The organism is Afipia sp. GAS231, assembly GCF_900103365.1.
Taxonomy (GTDB): Bacteria; Pseudomonadota; Alphaproteobacteria; order Rhizobiales; family Xanthobacteraceae; genus Bradyrhizobium.
This window is the reverse complement of the sequence record NZ_LT629703.1, coordinates 67,741-87,262: the sequence shown is the minus strand read 5'-3', so window position 1 is coordinate 87,262 and position 19,522 is coordinate 67,741. Positions and strand designations below refer to the sequence as shown.

Annotated in this window: 14 protein-coding genes; 7 read left to right on the top strand and 7 right to left on the bottom strand. The window is 63.8% G+C overall.

Annotated features, from left to right (window positions below; all coding sequences use genetic code 11):
* Window positions 1-2: 2 nt before the first annotated feature.
* A complete protein-coding gene (locus tag BLS26_RS00335; RefSeq protein ID WP_092507416.1) occupies window positions 3-761 on the bottom strand; it encodes a F0F1 ATP synthase subunit A in 759 nt (252 codons plus the stop codon).
* A 129-nt stretch (window positions 762-890) separates the two neighbouring features.
* Window positions 891-1,676, bottom strand: coding sequence for an IclR family transcriptional regulator C-terminal domain-containing protein (locus BLS26_RS00330; RefSeq protein ID WP_092507414.1), 786 nt, complete (start codon window positions 1,674-1,676; stop codon window positions 891-893).
* Window positions 1,677-1,803: 127 nt separating this feature from the next.
* Between BLS26_RS00330 and BLS26_RS00325 the strand changes: the two genes are divergently transcribed.
* The 3 genes from BLS26_RS00325 to BLS26_RS00315 are packed head-to-tail and all read left to right on the top strand — an operon-like array spanning window position 1,804 to window position 5,841.
* Entirely contained in the window at window positions 1,804-3,018 is a 1,215-nt protein-coding gene (locus BLS26_RS00325; protein WP_244541800.1) for an ABC transporter substrate-binding protein, read from the top strand.
* A 17-nt stretch (window positions 3,019-3,035) separates the two neighbouring features.
* Window positions 3,036-3,986 (top strand): 3-carboxyethylcatechol 2,3-dioxygenase, encoded by a 951-nt coding sequence (locus BLS26_RS00320; protein ID WP_092507412.1) that lies wholly within the window; start codon window positions 3,036-3,038, stop codon window positions 3,984-3,986.
* A 43-nt stretch (window positions 3,987-4,029) separates the two neighbouring features.
* Window positions 4,030-5,841: an FAD-dependent monooxygenase gene (locus tag BLS26_RS00315; protein WP_092507410.1), complete on the top strand. Its 1,812-nt coding sequence runs from the start codon at window positions 4,030-4,032 to the stop codon at window positions 5,839-5,841.
* 80 nt (window positions 5,842-5,921) lie between these two features.
* Here the strand turns inward: BLS26_RS00315 and BLS26_RS00310 are convergent, their stop codons facing one another.
* Both BLS26_RS00310 and BLS26_RS00305 read right to left on the bottom strand, forming a co-directional pair.
* A complete protein-coding gene (locus tag BLS26_RS00310; protein WP_092517447.1) occupies window positions 5,922-6,200 on the bottom strand; it encodes a hypothetical protein in 279 nt (92 codons plus the stop codon).
* A gap of 588 nt (window positions 6,201-6,788) precedes the next feature.
* A complete protein-coding gene (locus BLS26_RS00305; RefSeq protein WP_092507408.1) occupies window positions 6,789-7,751 on the bottom strand; it encodes an IS110 family transposase in 963 nt (320 codons plus the stop codon).
* Between the two features lie 962 nt (window positions 7,752-8,713).
* Between BLS26_RS00305 and glmS the strand changes: the two genes are divergently transcribed.
* Both glmS and BLS26_RS00295 read left to right on the top strand, forming a co-directional pair.
* Window positions 8,714-10,540, top strand: a complete 1,827-nt coding sequence (gene glmS, locus BLS26_RS00300) for a glutamine--fructose-6-phosphate transaminase (isomerizing) (RefSeq protein WP_092507406.1) — start codon at window positions 8,714-8,716, stop codon at window positions 10,538-10,540.
* Window positions 10,541-10,634: 94 nt separating this feature from the next.
* Window positions 10,635-11,402, top strand: coding sequence for a DUF502 domain-containing protein (locus BLS26_RS00295; RefSeq protein ID WP_092507404.1), 768 nt, complete (start codon window positions 10,635-10,637; stop codon window positions 11,400-11,402).
* A gap of 115 nt (window positions 11,403-11,517) precedes the next feature.
* Here BLS26_RS00295 and recG read toward each other — a convergent pair whose 3' ends face one another.
* Window positions 11,518-13,626, bottom strand: a complete 2,109-nt coding sequence (gene recG, locus BLS26_RS00290; RefSeq protein WP_092507402.1) for an ATP-dependent DNA helicase RecG — start codon at window positions 13,624-13,626, stop codon at window positions 11,518-11,520.
* A gap of 222 nt (window positions 13,627-13,848) precedes the next feature.
* On the opposite strand from recG, the gene BLS26_RS00285 reads away from it, so the two are divergent.
* Together BLS26_RS00285 and mfd are read left to right on the top strand one after the other, a co-directional pair.
* Window positions 13,849-14,139: a succinate dehydrogenase assembly factor 2 gene (locus BLS26_RS00285; RefSeq protein ID WP_092507400.1), complete on the top strand. Its 291-nt coding sequence runs from the start codon at window positions 13,849-13,851 to the stop codon at window positions 14,137-14,139.
* On the top strand, window positions 14,136-17,654 hold the full coding sequence (mfd, locus tag BLS26_RS00280) for a transcription-repair coupling factor (protein ID WP_092507398.1): 3,519 nt from the start codon (window positions 14,136-14,138) through the stop codon (window positions 17,652-17,654). Before BLS26_RS00285 ends, mfd begins: the two co-directional genes overlap by 4 nt.
* A 162-nt stretch (window positions 17,655-17,816) precedes the next feature.
* Here the strand turns inward: mfd and BLS26_RS00275 are convergent, their stop codons facing one another.
* Window positions 17,817-18,212, bottom strand: a complete 396-nt coding sequence (locus BLS26_RS00275) for a PRC-barrel domain-containing protein (protein ID WP_092507396.1) — start codon at window positions 18,210-18,212, stop codon at window positions 17,817-17,819.
* 75 nt (window positions 18,213-18,287) lie between these two features.
* Window positions 18,288-19,514: a hypothetical protein gene (locus BLS26_RS00270; RefSeq protein WP_092507394.1), complete on the bottom strand. Its 1,227-nt coding sequence runs from the start codon at window positions 19,512-19,514 to the stop codon at window positions 18,288-18,290.
* Window positions 19,515-19,522: the final 8 nt, after the last annotated feature.

The following is a 19,522-nucleotide window of genomic DNA, read 5'->3' as shown; positions in this document are numbered from 1 at the left end:
CGTCAGTGGCCGGGATGGATGGCGTCGTTGAGATAGATGCAGGCGAGGATGGCAAAGACGTAGGCCTGCAGGAAGGCGACCAGCAGTTCGAGCGCGGTGAGTGCGACGGTGAGCCCCAGCGGCAGCACGCCGCCGACCCAGCCGATGGCGCCGAATGCGACGCCGAGCATCGCGACAAAGCCCGCGAACACTTTCAGCGCGATGTGGCCGGCCAGCATGTTGGCGAACAGGCGCAGGCTGTGCGAGACCGGCTTCACAAAGAAGAACGACAGGATTTCAATGAACACCACCAGCGGCAGGATGTAGACCGGAACGCCCGACGGTACGAAGATCTTGAAGAATTTCAGGCCGTTCCTGTAGAGGCCGTAAATCAGCACCGTGCACCACACCAGGAGCGCCAGCGCCGCCGTGACGATGATGTGGCTCGAAACCGTGAACGCGTAAGGGATGATCCCGACCAGGTTCGAAACGCAGATGAACATGAACAGCGAGAAGATCAGCGGGAAAAACCACATGCCCTCGGCGCCGGCGTTGCCGCGGATCATGCTGGCGACAAACTCGTAGGTGAGTTCGGCGATCGACTGCAAACGTCCGGGCACCAGCCGCCGTCCCGCCACGCCGCCGATCATCAGGATCGAAATCAGCGCCACCGTCAGAAACATGTAGAGCGACGAGTTGGTAAAGGCGATCGTCTGATGGCCGATATGTCCGATCGTGAAAAGCGGCTCAATCTTGAACTGATGGATCGGGTCGATGGCCATTCGCGGCTCGGACTCTCGCTTTCAGGAAACCAAAGCTTATCTCCAGGCGCCGGAAACACAACCCGTGGTCGACCATTGGTCCGCGCCCCCGTTGTTCGCCGCTCGGCGACACCAGCGGCGCCGATTTATTCACGCGACCTTGCCGCGCGCCTTGTTGGCGGCGGACCATCGACGCTCGATGTCTTTCACCGCCTGCTTCATATCAGGCAGATATCTGCCGGCGGCGACTTCTGGTGTCATCGAAGAGGAAAAGAAGATCAGGTTGAGGCTGCCGAGCACGGGACCTCCGACTTGTATCGGTAGCGCGATGGCGCTGATGCCCGCCTCGGACCCGCCGACCGAGGACGCGTAGCCATCGTTCCTGGTCTGCGAGACGATGCTTTCGATGAAGCGGCGATCCCCTGCCAGGGGCGCGTCTTCCTCGACGAGAGAGGCCATCGTCTCCAGCATCTCCCGGCGCAGCGAAGGCTGCGATGCCGCGAGGATGGCGCGCCCCATGGCGCTGCGGACCAGCGAGCGCCTGCGGCCCACCATCGAGCGGTGAATCGACAAGGGACTGAAAGGATGGGTGCTCTCACGGATCAGCACCGATCCGAGTTCGAACACCCCGAAGTCGCTCGGCCATGACACCTTGTCGAGCAGGCCGAACATCGCCGGCAGCGCGGCCTGGCTTGACAGGTCGCGGGACGAGACACCCTCGCTCAGCGTGCGCACCTGCGCCGTCAGGCCGAACAAGGCGTTGGTTTCGTCGAAGGTCACATAGCCGTCGGCGCGTAGTGTATCGAGCAAACGATAGCAGGTCGTCCGGTTGAGACCGGTTCGCCTGGCGAGTTGCACGACGTTCGATGGACCGCTCGCATTGAGCTCGCCGATCAGCGCCAGCCCTCGGGATAGTGCCCTGACGTTGCGATGCATGGCCCGTCCAGATTTGTTCGCACTGCGAACATTTCACAGACTTCGTTGGAAACCAAGCCGGAAGCGCGGCAATCCCTTCCGGCACGTTCAAAAAGGACGGCCAAAAAAACGGCAACGGGAGGAAACCATGGCCCATTCGAGCTTTCATGTGCCTGCGGCGATCTGGCTGGCCCTCGCGATGTCGGCGGCGCCGGCCGCGGCCCAAACCGCAAACCTCAGCGGCGGCAAGGTAAAGGTCGGCGTTCTGACCGACATCGCCGGACCGACGGCGTTGGCCAACGGCAAAGGCTCGGTGATCGCGGCCGAAATGGCTGCCGAGGATTTTGGCGCCGGCCTCAACGTCGAAGTCATTTCGGCCGATCACAGCGGCAAGCCCGATACCGGATCGCAGATCGCCGCGCGGTGGTTCGACGTCGAAGGTGTCGACGCGATCGCCGACATGCAGGGCTCACCGATCGGTTTTGCCGTGCAGAACCTGGCGGTTCAGAAGAGCAAGATCATGTTGCTGTCGGGCTCGACCTCGTCCGACTTCAACGGCAAGGCCTGCTCGCCGCTGACCGTTCAGTGGACGGTCGATACCTACAACCTGGCGAAGGGCGCGGCCAAAGCCGTGATCGAGGCCGGCGGCACCAGGTGGTATTTCCTGACGGTTGACCAAGCCTACGGCCACGCGCTGTCGCGGGACACGTCGGAGCAGGTCAAGCTCAATGGCGGGCAGGTGGTCGGCAACTCCGTGTTTCCGCCGAACACCTCCGACTTCGCATCGTTCCTGCTGACGGCCTCCAATGCCGGCGCCAATGTCATCGCCATCGCGGCGTCAAGCGGCGATACCGTGACCGCACTGAAGCAGGCCGACGAATTCGGGCTGAGCGCGAAAGCCAAGGTCGTGCCCTTGCAGTCGGTGCTGACGGACATGCGCGCGGTCGGGCTGAAGATCGCGCACGACGCCTACGAGGTGTCGCCGTTCTACTGGGACCGCACTCCGGAGACGCGCGCCTGGGCGGAGCGCTTTTACGCGAAGGCGAAGATCATGCCGACCAGCTTTCATGCCGGCGTCTATTCGTCGGTCGCGCACTATCTCAAGGCGGTGAAAGCGGTGGGCACCGATGAGGCGCCGACCGTGATGAAACAGATGGAGAAGGAGCGGGTCCACGACTTCTTCGCCGCCGACGGCTACATCCGTGCCGACCGCAAGATGATCCACGACATGTACCTGCTGCAGGTCAAGAAGCCCGGTGAGAACAAGGGCGATTGGGATCTCTACAACGTCGTGCAGACGTTACCGGGAGAGTCAGTCAACCGGCCGCTTTCCGAGAGCGCGTGTTCATTGGTCAAGAAATAACCGCGAGGAAACAGCTCATGTCAGTCGCTATCGTCTGCGCGTCCCATACGCCCCTGATGTACCGGGGACCGGCCAGCAACGAAACCGAGCAGCGCGTTCGAACCGCGTTCGAGCAGCTCGGCGCCTTCGTCAAGGCGTTCGAGCCCGACTACGTCATCCAGTTCGCGCCCGACCACTTCAACGGCTTCTTCTACGATCTGATGCCCTCGTTCTGCGTCGGTGCGGGCGCGGTGTCGCTCGGCGACTGGGGAGGCGGCACCGGTCCGCTCGACGTTCCCGAACAGACGGCGCTGGCGCTGGTCGATCACGTACGCTCGGAGGATTTCGACGTCGCGGTATCGTACCGCATGCCGGTCGACCATGGTTTTGTTCAGATGTGGGAAGCGGTCTTGGGTGATTTCAAATCCGTACCCATCTTGCCGATCTTCGTGAACGCCGCCGCACCGCCCATTCCGACCTACCGGCGTGCCCGGCAACTCGGCGAATCCGTCGGCCGCTTCGCGACAAAGTCGGGAAAGCGCGTGCTGTTCGCAGCCTCCGGCGGCCTGTCGCACGACCCGCCGCTGCCATCGATCAAGGACGCGCCGCCGGAGGTTCGCGAGCGCCTCATCAACGGACGCCATCCGTCCCCGGAGGCCAAGCAGGCGCGCGAAAAACGTGTGCTCGAGGCGGCTGCTCTCGCCGAAGCCGGCAAGGGACCTTGCAAGCCGCTCAATCCCAAATGGGATGAAGAGATCATGGAGATCCTGCGCAGCGGCCAGATCTGGCGGGCGGATGCGCTTGATACCGATCACGTGCGCGAGACGGCCGGCCGCGGCGCCAACGAGGTCCTCGCCTGGGTCTCGGCCTTCGCCGCGCTCGGGGCGGGCGGCAAGTTCACCATGGAGCAGGAATTCTACGAAGCCATTCCTGGCTGGATCACCGGCATGGCCATGATGGCCGCCAGCCAGGTCGACACCTCGCACTAACGCTCATTCCGCGCTAAGTCGGTGAGCAACCGCAGAGGCACACATGGCATACGAAACCGACGTGCTGATCATCGGGGCCGGCCCGACCGGTTCGACCACGGCGCTGGCGCTGGCGAATTCAGGCGTGCGCTGTCACATCGTGTCGCGCGGCAACTGGATGGCCGACAGCCCGCGCGCGCACATCACCAACCAGCGCGCCAACGAGGTGTTTCGCGACCTTGGTATCTCGGAGGACGTCGCGCGTTACGCGAGCCCGTGGGAGCTGATGGGCGACACGACCTTCTCGACCAGTCTCGCCGGCCCTGAGCTGATCCGGATGCGGACGTGGGGGACCGGCGACGACCGGCGCGGCGACTACCTCCGTGCCAGCCCGTGCGGCATGGTCGATATCATCCAGCCGCTGCTCGAACCCATTCTGTTTCAAAAGGCGGCCGAGAAAGGGGCGACGTTCGCGTTCAACACCGAATACGTCAGTCACGTGCAGGATGCAGATGGTGTCACCGCTGTCTTGCGCGATCGCCTCGACAAACGCGAATACCCGGTTCGGGCGCGCTACATGGTCGGCGCCGATGGCGCACGATCCTCGGTGGTCGAGCATCTCGACCTTCCCATCGAAGGCCGCATGGCGCGCGCGGGCACGGTCTACACCATCTTCAACGCCGATCTCTCCCGCTACAGCCAGCATCGTCCCAGCATCCTGAACTGGATCGTGACGCCAGACGCGAGTTTTGGCGAGATCGGCATGGGCCTGCTCCGCGCCATCAGGCCGTGGACGCAATGGATCGCCGGCTGGGGTTTCGACATCAATAAGGGCGAGCCTGATCTCTCCGAACACAACGTCCGCGAAAAGATCAAAATCTTGATCGGCGATCCCGCGATCGAACCGGATATCGTGCGGACCTCGGTCTGGTACATCAACCAGGCCTACGCGACGCAATATTCGAAAGGACGGGTATTCTGCGGCGGCGATGCCGTCCATCGCCATCCGCCGTCGAGCGGTCTGGGCAATAACACCTGCGTGCAGGACGGCCACAACCTCGGTTGGAAGCTGGCCTACGCCGTCAAGGGCTGGGCCGGCCCAAAACTGCTGGAGAGCTTTTCGCAGGAGCGGTCGCCGGTCGGAAAACAGGTCGTGCAGCGCGCCAACCAGTCGCGGCTCGACTACGCGCCGTTGAACGCCTGCTTCCGGGTTCAGGGTGCCGAAAATCCGGTAGCCGCAGGCATCGCACGCTTCCGCGATCCCGGTCCCGAAGGCGTTGCCGTCCGCAAGGCGGTTCAGACGGCGCTCGACCTCAAGCAGACCGAGTTCAACGCGCAGGGCGTCGAGATGAACCAGCGCTACCAATCCGCAGCCGTCATTGCGGACGAAGGAGCCGAGCCCGAGGTCTGGCGGCGCGACCGCGATCTCCACCATCAGCCGACCACGCGACCGGGCGCCAAGATCCCGCACGCCTGGCTGGTCGGTTCGGACGGCAGGCGCATCTCAACATTGGACGTGACCGGGAAGGGCCTCTTCACCGTCGTGACCGGTCTCGCCGGAACCGCGTGGAGCGAGGCCGTGCGCCGGCTCGACCTTCCGTTCCTGCGCCCCGTTGTGACCGGTTCGCCCGACGCGCAGGATTTGTACTGGGAGTGGCAACGGCTGCGCGAGATCGAGGAGGCCGGCGCCCTGCTGGTGCGGCCGGACGGCGTGGTGGCGTGGCGGGACAGGGAAGGGGCGGCGGACGTCGGGGAGGCTGAGGAGAGATTGAGCGCAGCGCTGTGTGCGGTTCTCGATCTGCCGAACCTCGCCACGGTTCCGCGGGAGAAGCAGGCCGAACCGTCGAAGCCGAGCGGCGCGCCGCTGTTTGCGTGACAGAACCGATTTGCCCGTCGGGCAGATCACTGAATTGCAGTCATCTGTCGCATGCGACGCCCATGTCAGCGCCAAGGCCTTTAAGCAATCAACGTCTGAAGCTGCACCGCCTGTTCCCGGTTCTGAACGGCTACGGCGGTGTGCGTATACAGGGCGTTCGACTGAAGGGTAGCGAGTCGGTCGAGGAGGCTACTCCCCTTAACGACGTGAAGCCCCATTCCGTCGTTGGATGGGTAAATACCCAGGACGACGTCATAAGCCGCGACAACATCTCTCAATGCGGCGGCTGGGTCTCTGGAACTTTCAATGAATGCGCGAACGTCCGCTGCGAGGTCACGCAGTTCGTCAAAATTGTCCACGGGGTACTCCAACGCAACTAACTGTCGGAATCTGAAGGGATAAGATTACCGAACTATCAACAAATGGCTTTGGTCGTAGCTCGCGCCCGAGCCTCTAAATAAAATTCGCGTTTGGGACGCATCTCGTGTCGGGACTGCGGGTCATGATGATGCCACGATCGCTTGTCGTGTCTGGCAGGCTGGGTTGACCGTCGCGGCCCTCATCTCCGCAACAATCATTTGCGCGCTGTGCGGCGTGCGGGTCTAGTGCAGGCCGGCCTGCATCTACTGCTTCGGCCTTCGACGCAAGCGCAATTGCCGGCGCACGACTGCGACAAATCAACCCGACGGGCAAATCACCAAAAGTCTGTCCAGCCCTTCGCGGAAAAATATTCCGCTGGCCCCGTCGGGCAAATCAGATCTAGGACTCCCGCCATCCTGTCCCACCAGAGCAACTGTGCTGAAGTAAACCGGCGATCGGCCGGGCCTCAAGGCTGGCGCGGGGCGCGCCCCGCCTTCGGCGGCTTACGGCCTTGACCCCGTCCGCTCTCCGGTCTGTTGGCTTGGCATGCGCTCGGTCATCGACCGAGCGCGGTGAGGTGCGCTCGCTCAGTTCAGTGCGTAACGGCTGGGATCCCATTTCTGCCGTCGTGCGATCATGATGTTGAGGATGACGATGAGCTTGCGCATGCAGGCGACAAGCACCACTTTCGGCTTCTTTCCCTTGGCAATCAGGCGGTCGTAGAAGGCCTTGAGCACCGGGTTGTTCTGCGTGGCTGCGCCGAGGCAGGGCATGTAGATGGCGTTGCGGACCCAGCGGCGGCCACCCTTGATATGACGCTCACCGCGCCGATGGCCGCTATCGTCGTCGTACGGGGCGGCGCCTAATAACGCACCGGCGATCTTGTTGCTCACCTGCCCAAGCTCCGGCATCCCCGCAATGAGGTTGGCGGAGGTCGTTTCGGCGAGGCCCGGCACGCTCTCGATGATCTCGGCACGCTCGGCAAGGTGTGGCGAGGCCTTGATCTTGGCCGCAATTGCCGCCTCGAGCTTGGCAATTTCACTGACCAGATTCTTCAAGACGCGGGCATGCGTTTTCTGAACCAGTCCTGGTGCAGCATGCTCGTTTTGGCTTTGCAAGCGCGTCTTGAGATCACCCAGACCGATGCGCGCTTTCACCAGCGCCAGCAACTCCTCGCGTGCGGCATCGTGGGTCTGGCTCGGCGCCTCGGTAAATATCTCGGCGAACCAGGCGATCATCTCCGCGTCGATCACATCGTTCTTTGCCAGCCGGCCGGCCGATAGCGCGAAGCTGCGGACGCGTTTGGGGTCGACGATCCGCACCTCGACACCGGCCTGGCGCAGTAGCTTGGCCCAGTCACGCTCGTAACCGCCGCTCGCCTCCATCACAGCCCTGGTTGCCTTGTACTTGCGAAGCCAGGCCACCAGCTTGCGGTGGCCTTGTCCCGTGTTCGGACAGACCTGACGCAATGACAGCGAGCGAATGCACGCATCGACCTTGTCCTTTGCCACATCGATGCCCACGACAATGCGATCATCTTGTGCCACCATCCACTCCCTTCCTTGCTCGGTACGGGCTCGAAGCCCTTGCAACTGTTCGGGTTGAGGAAGACGCCGGAGCTGTCCCTCGCTCTGGTACAGGCTCTGTCGCCTTTGGGGCGTACGGGCTCAGTTCCAGCAACGGGCGGTTGGTCCGCAACCGCCCGTTCGCTCATTCTGCCAAATTTTTGGGACACAAGGGGCGTCGGCCGTCGTCGCAAACGCGGGGCAGGGAGCGGTGGACGCGATGGTGCGAAAGACGAGCGCATCCGTTGCGTACGGTGAAATCGTTTGGGTCCGACGCCCCGATGCAGGCGTCAAGCTGGCAGATGCGAAAGCAGACCGCTGGCGATGGTGTCACAAAAAGCAGGGTCACCAGGACGATCTCGTATAAGCCGTAAAGCCATTGCGCAGGGAAGGCCGGGTGTTCTCCGCTGAACCTGTATGCTCGTGGGCAGCCTATCTCTTCGCAACAGCCTGCGAGACCGCGGGTGCAGCGCGCACCCGGTCTTCCCCGCGCCCTCTGATTTCGAGGGCCAACGAAAATGCAAAACTTCGGGCACAGTGTGTCGCGAGATCGAGGAGTCGTATTCTGACCTATCCACGTCATTGCGAGGAGCGAAGCGACGCGGCAATCCATTCTTTCTTACTGTGGCGCTATGGATTGCTTCGCTTCGCTCGCAATGACGTGGTTAGGCCGCGGCGTACTGGATCGCCCGGTCCCGGCTCCGCCAAGGCTTCGCCGAGGCTCCCGACGTTGGCTCGCCGGAGCTTTAGCGGAGGCGGCAAGCCGGGCGATGACAGTTCGGGGATATATGACAGGTGAATCCCCCGTCGGGGCCTCCCGTTAAGCTTTCCGTTTAACGCTGTCTCAATCCGCAATAATTATTGAGTATCTGCAAGCCGCGGTTTTTCGTTAAGAGAACCCGGCGCTGATTTGGCGAATTTACGACGATTTGGGGATATTCAACCGCATGTGCGGCATTGTCGGCATTCTCGGACGCAGCCCGGTCGCGGAGCTGCTGGTGGATTCGCTCAAACGCCTGGAATATCGCGGTTACGATTCCGCAGGCGTCGCCACGCTGGAAGGCGATTACCTGGCGCGCCGCCGCGCCGAGGGCAAGCTCAAGAACCTGGAAAAGCGGCTGCAGGCCGAGCCGCTCGCCGGCCATACCGGGATCGGTCACACCCGCTGGGCGACCCACGGCAAGCCGACCGAAAGCAACGCACATCCGCATGCGACCGAAAACGTAGCCGTCGTCCACAACGGCATCATCGAGAATTTTCGCGAACTGCGCACCATGCTTGAGAAGCAGGGCGCCAAATTCTCCAGCGAGACCGATACCGAAGTGGTCGCGCATCTCGTCAATTCCTATCTGCTCAACGGCGATACGCCGCAGGAGGCGGTGAAAAAGTCGCTGCCGCAACTGCGCGGCGCATTCGCGCTGGCGTTCGTCTTCAAGGGCCATAACGATCTGATGATCGGCGCCCGCAAAGGCTCGCCGCTCGCGGTCGGTCATGGCGACGGCGAGATGTATCTGGGCTCGGACGCGATCGCACTGGCGCCGTTCACCGACACCATCAGCTATCTCGAAGATGGCGACTGGGTGGTGCTGTCGCGCGAAGTCAGCGTGATCTACGACGAACATAACGCGGTAGCCAACCGCGAAGTGCTGAAATCCGGCGCGTCGTCGTTCCTGGTCGACAAGGCGAACTATCGCCACTTCATGGCCAAGGAAATCCACGAGCAGCCGGAAGTGGTCGGCCACACGCTGGCCCGCTATATCGACATGGCGAGCGAGCGCGTCATGCTGCCGGTCAAACTGCCGTTCGACTTCAAGGACATTCAGCGCATCTCGATCGTAGCTTGCGGCACCGCGAGCTATGCCGGCTATGTTGCCAAATACTGGTTCGAGCGGCTCGGCCGCGTGCCGGTCGAGATCGACGTCGCGTCCGAATTCCGCTACCGCGAGGCGCCGCTGCGCAAGGGCGATCTCGCGATCTTCATTTCGCAATCCGGTGAGACCGCCGATACGCTGGCAGCACTGCGCTACGCCAAGGCCGAGGGCGTTCACACGCTATCCGTCGTCAACGTCCCGACCTCGACGATCGCGCGCGAGAGCGAGACCATGCTGCAGACGCTGGCCGGTCCCGAAATCGGCGTCGCCTCGACAAAAGCCTTCACCTGCCAGTTGATGGTGCTGGCCTCGCTGGCGGTTGCCGTCGGCAAGGCGAGGGGCGAATTGTCGGATGCCGACGAAGCCAAGCTGGTGCATGGCCTCATCGAAATTCCGCGCCTGATGGCGCAGGCGCTGACGATCGAACCGCAGATCGAAAAGCTGGCGCGCGAGATTTCGAAATCGAAAGACGTGCTCTATCTCGGCCGCGGCACCAGCTATCCGCTGGCGCTGGAAGGCGCGCTGAAGCTGAAGGAAATCTCCTATATCCACGCCGAGGGATATGCCGCCGGCGAACTCAAGCACGGGCCGATCGCGCTGATCGACGAGAACATGCCTGTCGTGGTGATCGCGCCGCATGACCGGGTGTTCGAGAAGACCGTTTCCAACATGCAGGAAGTCGCCGCCCGCGGCGGCAACATCATCCTGATGACCGACGCCAAGGGGGCGGCGGAGGCGACCATGGAATCGCTGGTCACGATCATTTTGCCCGACATGGCTGCGACATTTACGCCGATGGTCTATGCCATCCCGGTGCAGCTATTGGCCTATCATACCGCCGTGGTCATGGGCACCGACGTCGATCAGCCGAGAAATCTCGCGAAATCGGTAACCGTCGAATAGGTAAGCCGATCGGCCGTCACGCTGGCCCTTCAAAAACCTGCTAGGATGGCTTAGCTGGGAGTGTGCCGGCCGCCTCGACCGACCTGGAACCGCAATGAACCGCGAAGAACTGCCCCCGACCGCTCCCCCCGAAGACATGCAGCCGGATCACCCGCGCGGCCTGATGGCCCGGTTTCGGAACTATTTCCTGACCGGCCTGGTGGTCGCGGGCCCGATCGCCATCACCTTTTACCTGACCTGGTGGTTCGTGAACTGGGTCGACAACCTGGTTCGCCCGTTCGTTCCGACCGCCTATCGGCCGGAAACCTACCTGCCGTTCGGACTGCCGGGCTCCGGCCTGATCGTCGCCGTGATCGCGCTGACGCTATTGGGCTTCCTCACCGCGAACCTGATCGGCCGCACCTTGGTCGATCTCGGCGAACGGCTGCTGGGTCGTATTCCGGCCGTGCGGGCGATCTATCGCGGCCTGAAGCAGGTGTTCGAGACGCTGTTCTCCGGCTCGGGCTCGAGCTTCCGCCGCGTCGGCCTGGTCGAGTTTCCGTCGCCCGGGATGTGGTCGATCGTGCTGATCTCGCAGCCGCCGAGCGTCGAAATCGCCAACAAGCTTCCCGGCAATGAGGAGCAGGTCTCGGTATTCCTGCCCTGCGCGCCGAACCCGACCACCGGATTCTTTTTCTACGTGCCGCGCAGCAAGATCATCGAAGTCGACATGAGCGCCGAAGACGCCGCGACCCTGATCATGTCGGCCGGCGTGGTGCAGCCGGGCTCGGATTCACAAAAGAAGGTGGCGGCGCTGGCCGGCATGGCGAACGCGGCGCGTGTCGCGAATTCGGGTTCGCTGGCGCCTGCGAAGGTGGAGTAGGGAGCCGCGGTCCATCCGCCGTCATTGCGAGGAGCGTAGCGACGAAGCAATCCATCTTGCCGCACAAAGAAAGACTGGATTGCTTCGCTACGCTCGCAATGACGTTGAGAGAGCGTCAACCAGCCCCGATCAACGGCACCGCCTCGTCGCGTTCATACAGATACAGCAAGCACCGCAGCGCTTCGCCGCGCTCGCCCTTGAGCTTCGGATCGTCCTTGAGGATGCGGAGCGCCTCGTCGCGCGCTTGCGTGATGAGCTGGCCGTGGACCTCGGAGCGCGCGATGCGGTAGCCGGGCAGGCCGCTCTGGCGGATGCCGAGCACGTCGCCTTCGCCGCGCAGCTTCAGATCCTCCTCGGCGATGCGGAATCCGTCGGTGGTTTCGCGGATCACCTTCAGCCGCGCGGTCGACATCTCGCCGAGTGGCTCTTTGTAGAGCAGGAGACAGGTCGAGGCCTCGGAGCCGCGGCCGATCCGGCCGCGCAACTGGTGCAGTTGCGCAAGCCCAAAGCGCTCGGCGTTCTCGATCACCATGATCGACGCGGCGGGCACGTCGACGCCGACCTCGACCACGGTGGTCGCGACCAAGAGGCCGATCTCGTGGGCGGCGAACTGCGCCATCACGCGGTCCTTGTCGGTGCCCTTCATCTGGCCATGCACCAGGCCGACCTTGTCGCCGAACCGTTCCCGCAAGCGCTCGAAGCGTTCGGTGGCGTTGGTGAGATGCTCGGTGCCTTCGGCCTCGGATTCCTCGACCAGCGGACAGATCCAGTACACCAGCTTGCCGGCCTTCAGCGCGCGGCCGACGCCGTCGACAACCTCCTCGAGGCGGCTGTTCGGAACCGTGCGGGTGTCGATCGGCTGGCGGCCGGCCGGCTTCTCGCGCAATTCGCTGACGTCCATATCGCCGAAATAAGTCAGCACCAGCGTGCGCGGGATCGGCGTCGCGCTGAGCACGAGAACGTCGACGGCTTCGCCCTTGTTGGTGAGCGCGAGCCGCTCGCGGACGCCGAAACGGTGCTGCTCGTCGACCACCGCCAGCGCCAGCGATTTGAACACCACGTCGTCCTGGATCAGCGCATGGGTGCCGACCAGAAAATCGATCTCGCCGGCTTCCAGCCGTTCAAGAATCTCGCGGCGCTCCTTGCCCTTCTCGCGGCCGGTGAGGATGGCCACGCGCAGCCCCGCGCGCTCGGCGAGTGGCGTGATGGTCTTGATATGTTGCCGCGCCAAAATCTCGGTCGGCGCCATCAGCGCCGCCTGCTTGCCGGCCTCGATGACGGCGGCTGCGGCCAAGAGTGCCACCACCGTCTTGCCCGATCCGACATCGCCCTGCAGCAGGCGCAGCATCCGCACCGGTTGGCGCAGGTCCTCGGTGATCGCCGCCACCGCCTCGCGCTGCGACGTTGTCAGCGCGTAGGGCAGCGCGTCGATGATCTTGGCTCGCAGATGGCCGTCGCCGGCGTGGCGGTCGCCGGCCGGGCGCCGCAACTGCGCGCGAACCAGCGCCAGCGCCAATTGGCCTGCGAGCAGTTCGTCGAAGGCCAGCCGCGACCAGAACGGACCGTCGGGTAGGATATCCGTCAGTTCGACCGGGACGTGGACGCGATTCAGCGCTTCGCGGATCGGCGGAAACTTGCAGCGACGCAGCACGTCCGGGCTGATCCATTCCGGCAGGTCCGGCAGCTTGGTCAGCGCCTGCGCGATCGCCCGCCGCAGCGAGCCGAGCGCGAGGCCCTCGGTCAGCGGATAGACGGGATCGATGCCGGTGAGTTTGGCAAATCCGGCCTCGTCGATGACGCGATCGGGATGCACGATCTGCGGGATGCCGTCATACATTTGCAGCGTGCCGGAAACGTAGCGCTTCTCGCCGACCGGCAGCAGCTTTTCGACATAGCCGGGCTTGGCCCGGAAGAACGTCAGCACCACGTCGCCGGTGTCGTCGCTGGCATAGACCAGGAACGGCGCGCGGGCGCTGCGCGGCGGAGGCGGGCGATGCCGATCGACGGTGACCTCCAAGGTCACCACGGTCCGCTGCACGGCGTCGCGAATCTTCGGCCGGGCCCGGCGGTCGATCACGCTGGCCGGCAGATGCAGCAGCAAATCGACCAGCCGCGCGGTCTCGTTACGGCCAAGCAGATATTGCAGCAGCTTGTCCTGCTTCGGCCCGACGCCGGAAAGGGTCGTGACCGGCGCAAACAGGGGATTGAGCAGACTGGGGCGCATACATCCCTCTTCAGGAGGAAGGATTGCCGGGCCTACGCCACGCCGAAGCATCCGGCAACCATTGTGGCTCAGATGGCTTTGGCCGCGCAGGCGGGTCAAGCCCGGCAATGACGATACAGTTGATAAATCGGGGAATAGTAGGGCTGACATCGCCGGTCCCGATGGCTATATCAACCCCGCCCGGCACGTCCGGGCTTTTGGCGTTCGGATGGGATTGACGACATGACGGGATCGACACGATCAAGCAGCGGGCTCGATGACCGCCGCAAGCGGCTGCTGTTTCGCTGCTGGCATCGCGGGACCCGCGAGATGGACCTGATCCTCGGCCGCTTTGCCGATGCCGAGATCGCCGGCCTGTCGGAGGGTGAACTGACGCAGCTTGAACACCTGATCGAGTTGCCCGATCCCGATCTCTATGCTGCGTTGACCGGCGACAAGCCGTTGGCGCCGGACTATGCCAGTGCGCTGTACGACCGCATCAAGGCGTTTCGCGCGGTGGAACACGACGCATGAAATCGCCTGCCAAATCGCCCGCCACGCTGCTCGTCCCCGGCCGCGCGCTGACCTTTGCCAATGTCGCCGAGGGCGCGGAAGGGCTTGTGGTCTCAGATCTCGCGCGAGCGGTCGCGGCCAAACCAAAACCGTCGGCCGTGAGCCTCGCGGTGGTCTGCCGCGACGGTCCGCGCATGCAGCAACTGGCCCGCGCGCTGGAATTTTTCGCGCCCGATTTGCCGGTGATGCAGTTTCCGGCCTGGGACTGCCAGCCCTATGACCGGGTGTCGCCGCATGGCGGCATCCTGGCGCAGCGCCTCACCACGCTGGCACGGCTGGCGCGCCTGAAGGGCAGCGACAAACCGCTGATCGTGCTGACCACGGTCAACGCCGTCGTGCAGCGGGTGCCGGCGCGCGAGGTCGTCGCGGCGCAGGCGCTGTCGGTGGCTCCCGGCCATGTCGTGCCGATGGACTCGATCGTCGCCTGGCTCGAGCACAACGGCTACAACCGCTCGTCGACCGTGCGTGAACCCGGCGAATATGCCGTGCGCGGCGGCATTCTCGACCTGTTTCCGGCCGGGCTCGAACAGCCCGTACGGTTCGATTTTTTCGGCGACAGCCTCGAATCGATCCGCACCTTCGACGCCGAAACCCAGCGCACGCTGCTCGACATGCGCGCGCTCGATCTGGTGCCGATCTCGGAATTCCAGCTCGTCACCGAAACCATTCGCCGCTTTCGCATGGGCTATGTCGCGACCTTCGGCGCGCCGCAGCGCGACGATCTGCTGTACGAAGCGGTTAGCGAAGGCCGCCGTCACCCCGGCATGGAGCATTGGCTGCCGCTGTTCCAGGAGCGGATGGACACGCTGTTCGACTATCTCGACGGCGCCGTGGTCGCGATCGAGCCGCAGGCCGAGGATGCCGCGCGTGAGCGATTCAAGCAGATCGCGGACTACTACGAGGCCCGGCGCCAGGCGCTGGATCATCCTGGCGGCGGCGCGATTTACAAGCCGTTGCCGCCGGACCGGCTCTATCTGACCGATGCGGAATGGACGGAACGGCTGGGCGAAGCGGCACTGGCGCGGCTGACGCCGTTCGCGGTGCCGGACGACGGCGGCGACGTGATAGACGCCGGCGCGCGCGCCGGCCGCAGCTTTGCGCCCGAACGCGCCGACACCGCGGTCAACGTGTTCGAATCCGTGGTGGCGCATGTGCAGGCGTTGCAGGCGCAGCGCAAGAAGGTAGTCATCTCGCTGTGGAGCGAAGGTTCGCGCGACCGCATGGGCAGCATGCTGCGGGACCACAAGCTGCTCAACCTCACCAGCGTCAACACCTGGCGGACGGTTCAGGCGACCCCGCGCAACGAGGCCATGCTGGCCGTGGTCGGCATGGAGAGCGGCTTTGAGACCGATGACGTCGCGGTCATCAGCGAACAGGACATTCTGGGCGACCGCCTGGTGCGGCCGCGCAAATCCAGCCGCAAGCTCGATAACTTCATCTCGGAGGTGACGAGTCTCGCGACCGGCGACCTCGTGGTGCATGTCGAGCACGGTATCGGGCGATTTGTCGGCCTGCAGACCATCGAGGTCGGCGGCGCGCCGCATGACTGCCTGGAACTGCACTACGCCGCCGAAACCAAGCTGTTCCTGCCGGTCGAAAATATCGAGCTGCTGTCGCGTTACGGCTCCGACCACGCCAATGTCGAACTCGACCGGCTGGGTGGCGGCGGCTGGCAGGCGCGCAAGGCCAAGCTGAAGAACCGGATTCGCGAGATCGCCGGCGAACTGATCAAGATCGCGGCGGAACGGCATCTGCATGAAGCGCCGAAAATGCCGGTGCAACCGCATGTCTACGACGAATTCTGTGCGCGCTTCCCCTATGAGGAAACCGAGGACCAGCTCGGCGCGATCACCTCGACGCTGAAGGATCTCGAAAGCGGCCGGCCGATGGATCGCCTGATCTGCGGCGACGTCGGCTTCGGCAAGACCGAGGTGGCGCTACGCGCGGCGTTTGCCGTCGCGCTCGACGGCAAGCAGGTCGCCGTGGTGGTGCCGACGACGCTGTTGGCGCGGCAGCACAGCAAGAATTTCGCTGAGCGGTTCCGGGGTTTTCCGGTCAATGTCGCGCAGGCCTCCCGCCTGATCCCGCCGAAGGAGCTGACACAGGTCAAGAAGGGGCTGACCGATGGCAATATCGACATCGTCGTCGGCACCCATGCGCTGCTCGGCAAGGCCATCAAGTTCCGCGATCTCGGTCTGCTGATCGTCGACGAGGAGCAGCATTTCGGCGTCAGCCACAAGGAACGGCTGAAGCAGTTGCGCGCGCAAGTCCATGTGCTGACGCTGTCGGCGACGCCGATCCCGCGCACGCTGCAACTGGCGCTGACCGGCGTGCGCGATCTCTCTATCATTGCCTCGCCGCCGGTCGACCGGCTCGCGGTGCGCACCTTCGTGGCGCCGCACGATCCCCTGATGATCCGCGAGGCGCTGTTGCGCGAACGCTATCGCGGCGGCCAGGCGTTCTATGTGGTGCCGCGGATCGAGGATCTCGCCAGCGTCAAGGATTTCCTCGACAAGAACGTGCCGGAGATGAAGGTCGCGGTCGCGCACGGCCAGATGGCGCCGACCGTGATCGAGGACATCATGTCGGCGTTCTACGACGGCAAATACGACATCCTGTTGTCGACCACGATCATCGAGTCCGGGCTCGATATTCCGACCGCGAATACCTTGATCGTGCATCGCGCCGACATGTTCGGGCTGGCGCAGCTCTATCAGTTGCGCGGCCGGGTCGGTCGCTCGAAGCTGCGGGCCTATGCGCTGTTCACGCTCCCTGCGCAGCAGAAGATCACGGCCCAGGCTGAACGGCGGCTGAAGGTGCTGCAGTCGCTGGAAACATTGGGCGCGGGTTTCCAACTTGCGTCGCACGACCTCGACATCCGCGGCGCCGGCAATCTGCTCGGCGAGGAACAGTCCGGCCATATCAAGGAAGTCGGCTTCGAGCTCTATCAATCGATGCTGGAGGAGGCGATCCTCAACCTCAAGGCTGGCGTGTCGGAGCCCGCCGCCGACCGCTGGTCGCCGCAGATCACCATCGGCATGCCGGTGCTGATCCCCGAGGAATACGTCGCCGACCTCGCGGTACGGCTGTCGCTGTACCGAAGGCTCGCCGACCTCGAAACCGATGACGAGATCGATAATTTCGCCGCCGAAATGCGCGACCGCTTCGGCGTGCTGCCGGACGAGGTGCGCTATCTGTTCAAGGTCGCCGCGATCAAGGCCTATTGCCGCCGCGCCAATGTCGAGAAGGTCGATGCCGGGCCGAAGGGCGCCGTCATCACCTTCCGCGACAACAAGTTCGCGCAGCCGGATCGATTGGTGTTCTTCATCCGCCAGCACGGCCAGGCCGCAAAGGTGCGCCCGGACATGAAGGTGGTGTTCCTACAGATATGGAAGACTCCGGAAGAGCGTCTGATGGGTACCACCGAGATCTTGCGCCAGCTCGCCAATCTCGCGGAGAACAAGAAGGCGGCGTGAGATTCGTAGGGTGGGTTAGGCGAAGCCGTAACCCACCGCGGTGTCAACCACGCCGCACGAAGTTGGTGGGTTACGCCTTCGGCTAACCCACCCTACGAAGCAAACGCAAACGGCCGCCGGCGTTACCGCCGACGGCCGTTCTCACGTGGCGAAGTTATTTGCTTACTTCGGATACTTAAATTCCGGCGCGGCCTTCAGCGCCTCCTTGGTGGTGTTCATCGACGCCAACCACTTGTCGTTCTTGGCGTCGTGCCTCACGTTCACCGACGACGGCGAGACTGCAACATAGTGCTCGCCCACGCCGAGAAATCCGCCGACCGAAAGGATCAGCGCGTCAACCGCGTTGTTCTTGATCGCGATATCCGTGATTTCGCCGACCGACTCGTCCTTCTGGTTATAGACGTTCAGGCCCTTCAGCTTCGACGAGAACATCTCGTTAGGCGCGACCGTCGAGAATTTCGCTTCCGCCGGCGCGGTGCCGACGGTCTTGGCTTCCTCGGCGAGAACCGGGCTTGCCAGCAAGGCCAGCGACGCAGTGATCAGTGCAATTTTCTTCATGTCGTCCTCCAGTGTAGAATTGATGCTCTACAATGCAGGACATGCATGGTTGTTCCGTCAGATATCGCGGAACATTTACGAGGCGGCGCGTTGCGCGTCTTGCTGAAGTCGCGACAGCAGCGACTTCGCCGAATCATTCGAAAGCAGGGTCGCGACCGTCACCTCGGGTTCCGATCGCGTGTCACGCGGGCCGTGGCTGGTGTGGCGCATCACGCTCGACAGCCGCCGTGCGATGGCGTGCGCCGTTCGCAGATCGGTCTCGGCAAAGGCGACGACGACCGATCCGTCTTCTCCGAGGGCGCCAAAATCCATCTGCCGCATCAGGCGGCTGATAATCCGCGCGCCGTCGACCTGGGCGCGGGGATGCGCGGGATCGAAACCAAAACGCGCCACGGATAATCCGCCGCCCCGTTGCTGCGTCTGATAGATGGCGCTGGCGAAATCGCGGTCGAACGCGGCGGATGTCAAAAGGCCGGTCCTGATATCGATGAGGCCGTCGGCGTCGATCGACTTCAGCGTGCGGCTCAAGCCGGCTTCGAAAGCGTGCTGGCGGATCAACGGCAACACCGCCGCCGCCACCTGTGATGCGTCGCCGGAGACGATCTCCAGGTTCGGCAGATCATAGGACGGCGCCAGATCGCCTGAGGTCACGACGACAGGCAGATGGCGGAAGCGGGCGTCCTCGGCCAATACGGTCAGGAAGGCGTCGACGACGCGCGGGCTAAAACCTTCACCGAGCACGATGCCGTCGATGTCCCTGACGTTGAGATGGTTGGCCGCGGCTTCGATCGAGAGGGCGCCGACGACGCCGGTGCGTTCGCCGAGCGTGACGGACAGCGCGGGATAGGCGTCGCCGCGCCCGATCAGCAGCACCGTTGCCTCGCGCGCGAGATCGATATTTGACAAGGTGATCGGCACCGCCGGCTCCTGCCGGCGCATGACGGTGGCATGCAATGCGCGGACCCGCAGCGCCGCGCGCAAACGCACGATCAGGCGATCGGAGTGCCCCTGGATTTGAAAGAACGGAATGGCGTTGTCTGGAAGCGCCATCTGCGGATCGATCGCGATCAGGGGCAGATAGGGCTGGCGCGCGGCGACGCGTGTCGCCAACGCCGCGAAACCTGTCTCATCGATTCCTGAGCAATCGGTTACAACCGCGGCCGGCTGGACCTGGTCGACCGCGCGTGCGGCGTCCGCCCATTCGGCCTCGATGACCGGAAACAGCCTGGCGACGTCGAGCGCGTCGGCAAACGACGGCCGCGGTGCGGTCGATACGACGAGGATCGGGCCTTGCTGGGACATTTGACAAC

Coding starts and splice junctions, on each gene's coding strand:
- BLS26_RS00330 (WP_092507414.1), bottom strand. CDS start 1,676: ATGCATCGCAACGTCAGGGCACTATCCCGAGGGCTGGCGCTGATCGGC.
- BLS26_RS00275 (WP_092507396.1), bottom strand. CDS start 18,212: ATGAAGAAAATTGCACTGATCACTGCGTCGCTGGCCTTGCTGGCAAGC.
- glmS (WP_092507406.1), top strand. CDS start 8,714: ATGTGCGGCATTGTCGGCATTCTCGGACGCAGCCCGGTCGCGGAGCTG.
- mfd (WP_092507398.1), top strand. CDS start 14,136: ATGAAATCGCCTGCCAAATCGCCCGCCACGCTGCTCGTCCCCGGCCGC.
- BLS26_RS00315 (WP_092507410.1), top strand. CDS start 4,030: ATGGCATACGAAACCGACGTGCTGATCATCGGGGCCGGCCCGACCGGT.
- BLS26_RS00335 (WP_092507416.1), bottom strand. CDS start 761: ATGGCCATCGACCCGATCCATCAGTTCAAGATTGAGCCGCTTTTCACG.
- BLS26_RS00320 (WP_092507412.1), top strand. CDS start 3,036: ATGTCAGTCGCTATCGTCTGCGCGTCCCATACGCCCCTGATGTACCGG.
- recG (WP_092507402.1), bottom strand. CDS start 13,626: ATGCGCCCCAGTCTGCTCAATCCCCTGTTTGCGCCGGTCACGACCCTT.
- BLS26_RS00285 (WP_092507400.1), top strand. CDS start 13,849: ATGACGGGATCGACACGATCAAGCAGCGGGCTCGATGACCGCCGCAAG.
- BLS26_RS00295 (WP_092507404.1), top strand. CDS start 10,635: ATGAACCGCGAAGAACTGCCCCCGACCGCTCCCCCCGAAGACATGCAG.
- BLS26_RS00305 (WP_092507408.1), bottom strand. CDS start 7,751: ATGGTGGCACAAGATGATCGCATTGTCGTGGGCATCGATGTGGCAAAG.
- BLS26_RS00325 (WP_244541800.1), top strand. CDS start 1,804: ATGGCCCATTCGAGCTTTCATGTGCCTGCGGCGATCTGGCTGGCCCTC.
- BLS26_RS00270 (WP_092507394.1), bottom strand. CDS start 19,514: ATGTCCCAGCAAGGCCCGATCCTCGTCGTATCGACCGCACCGCGGCCG.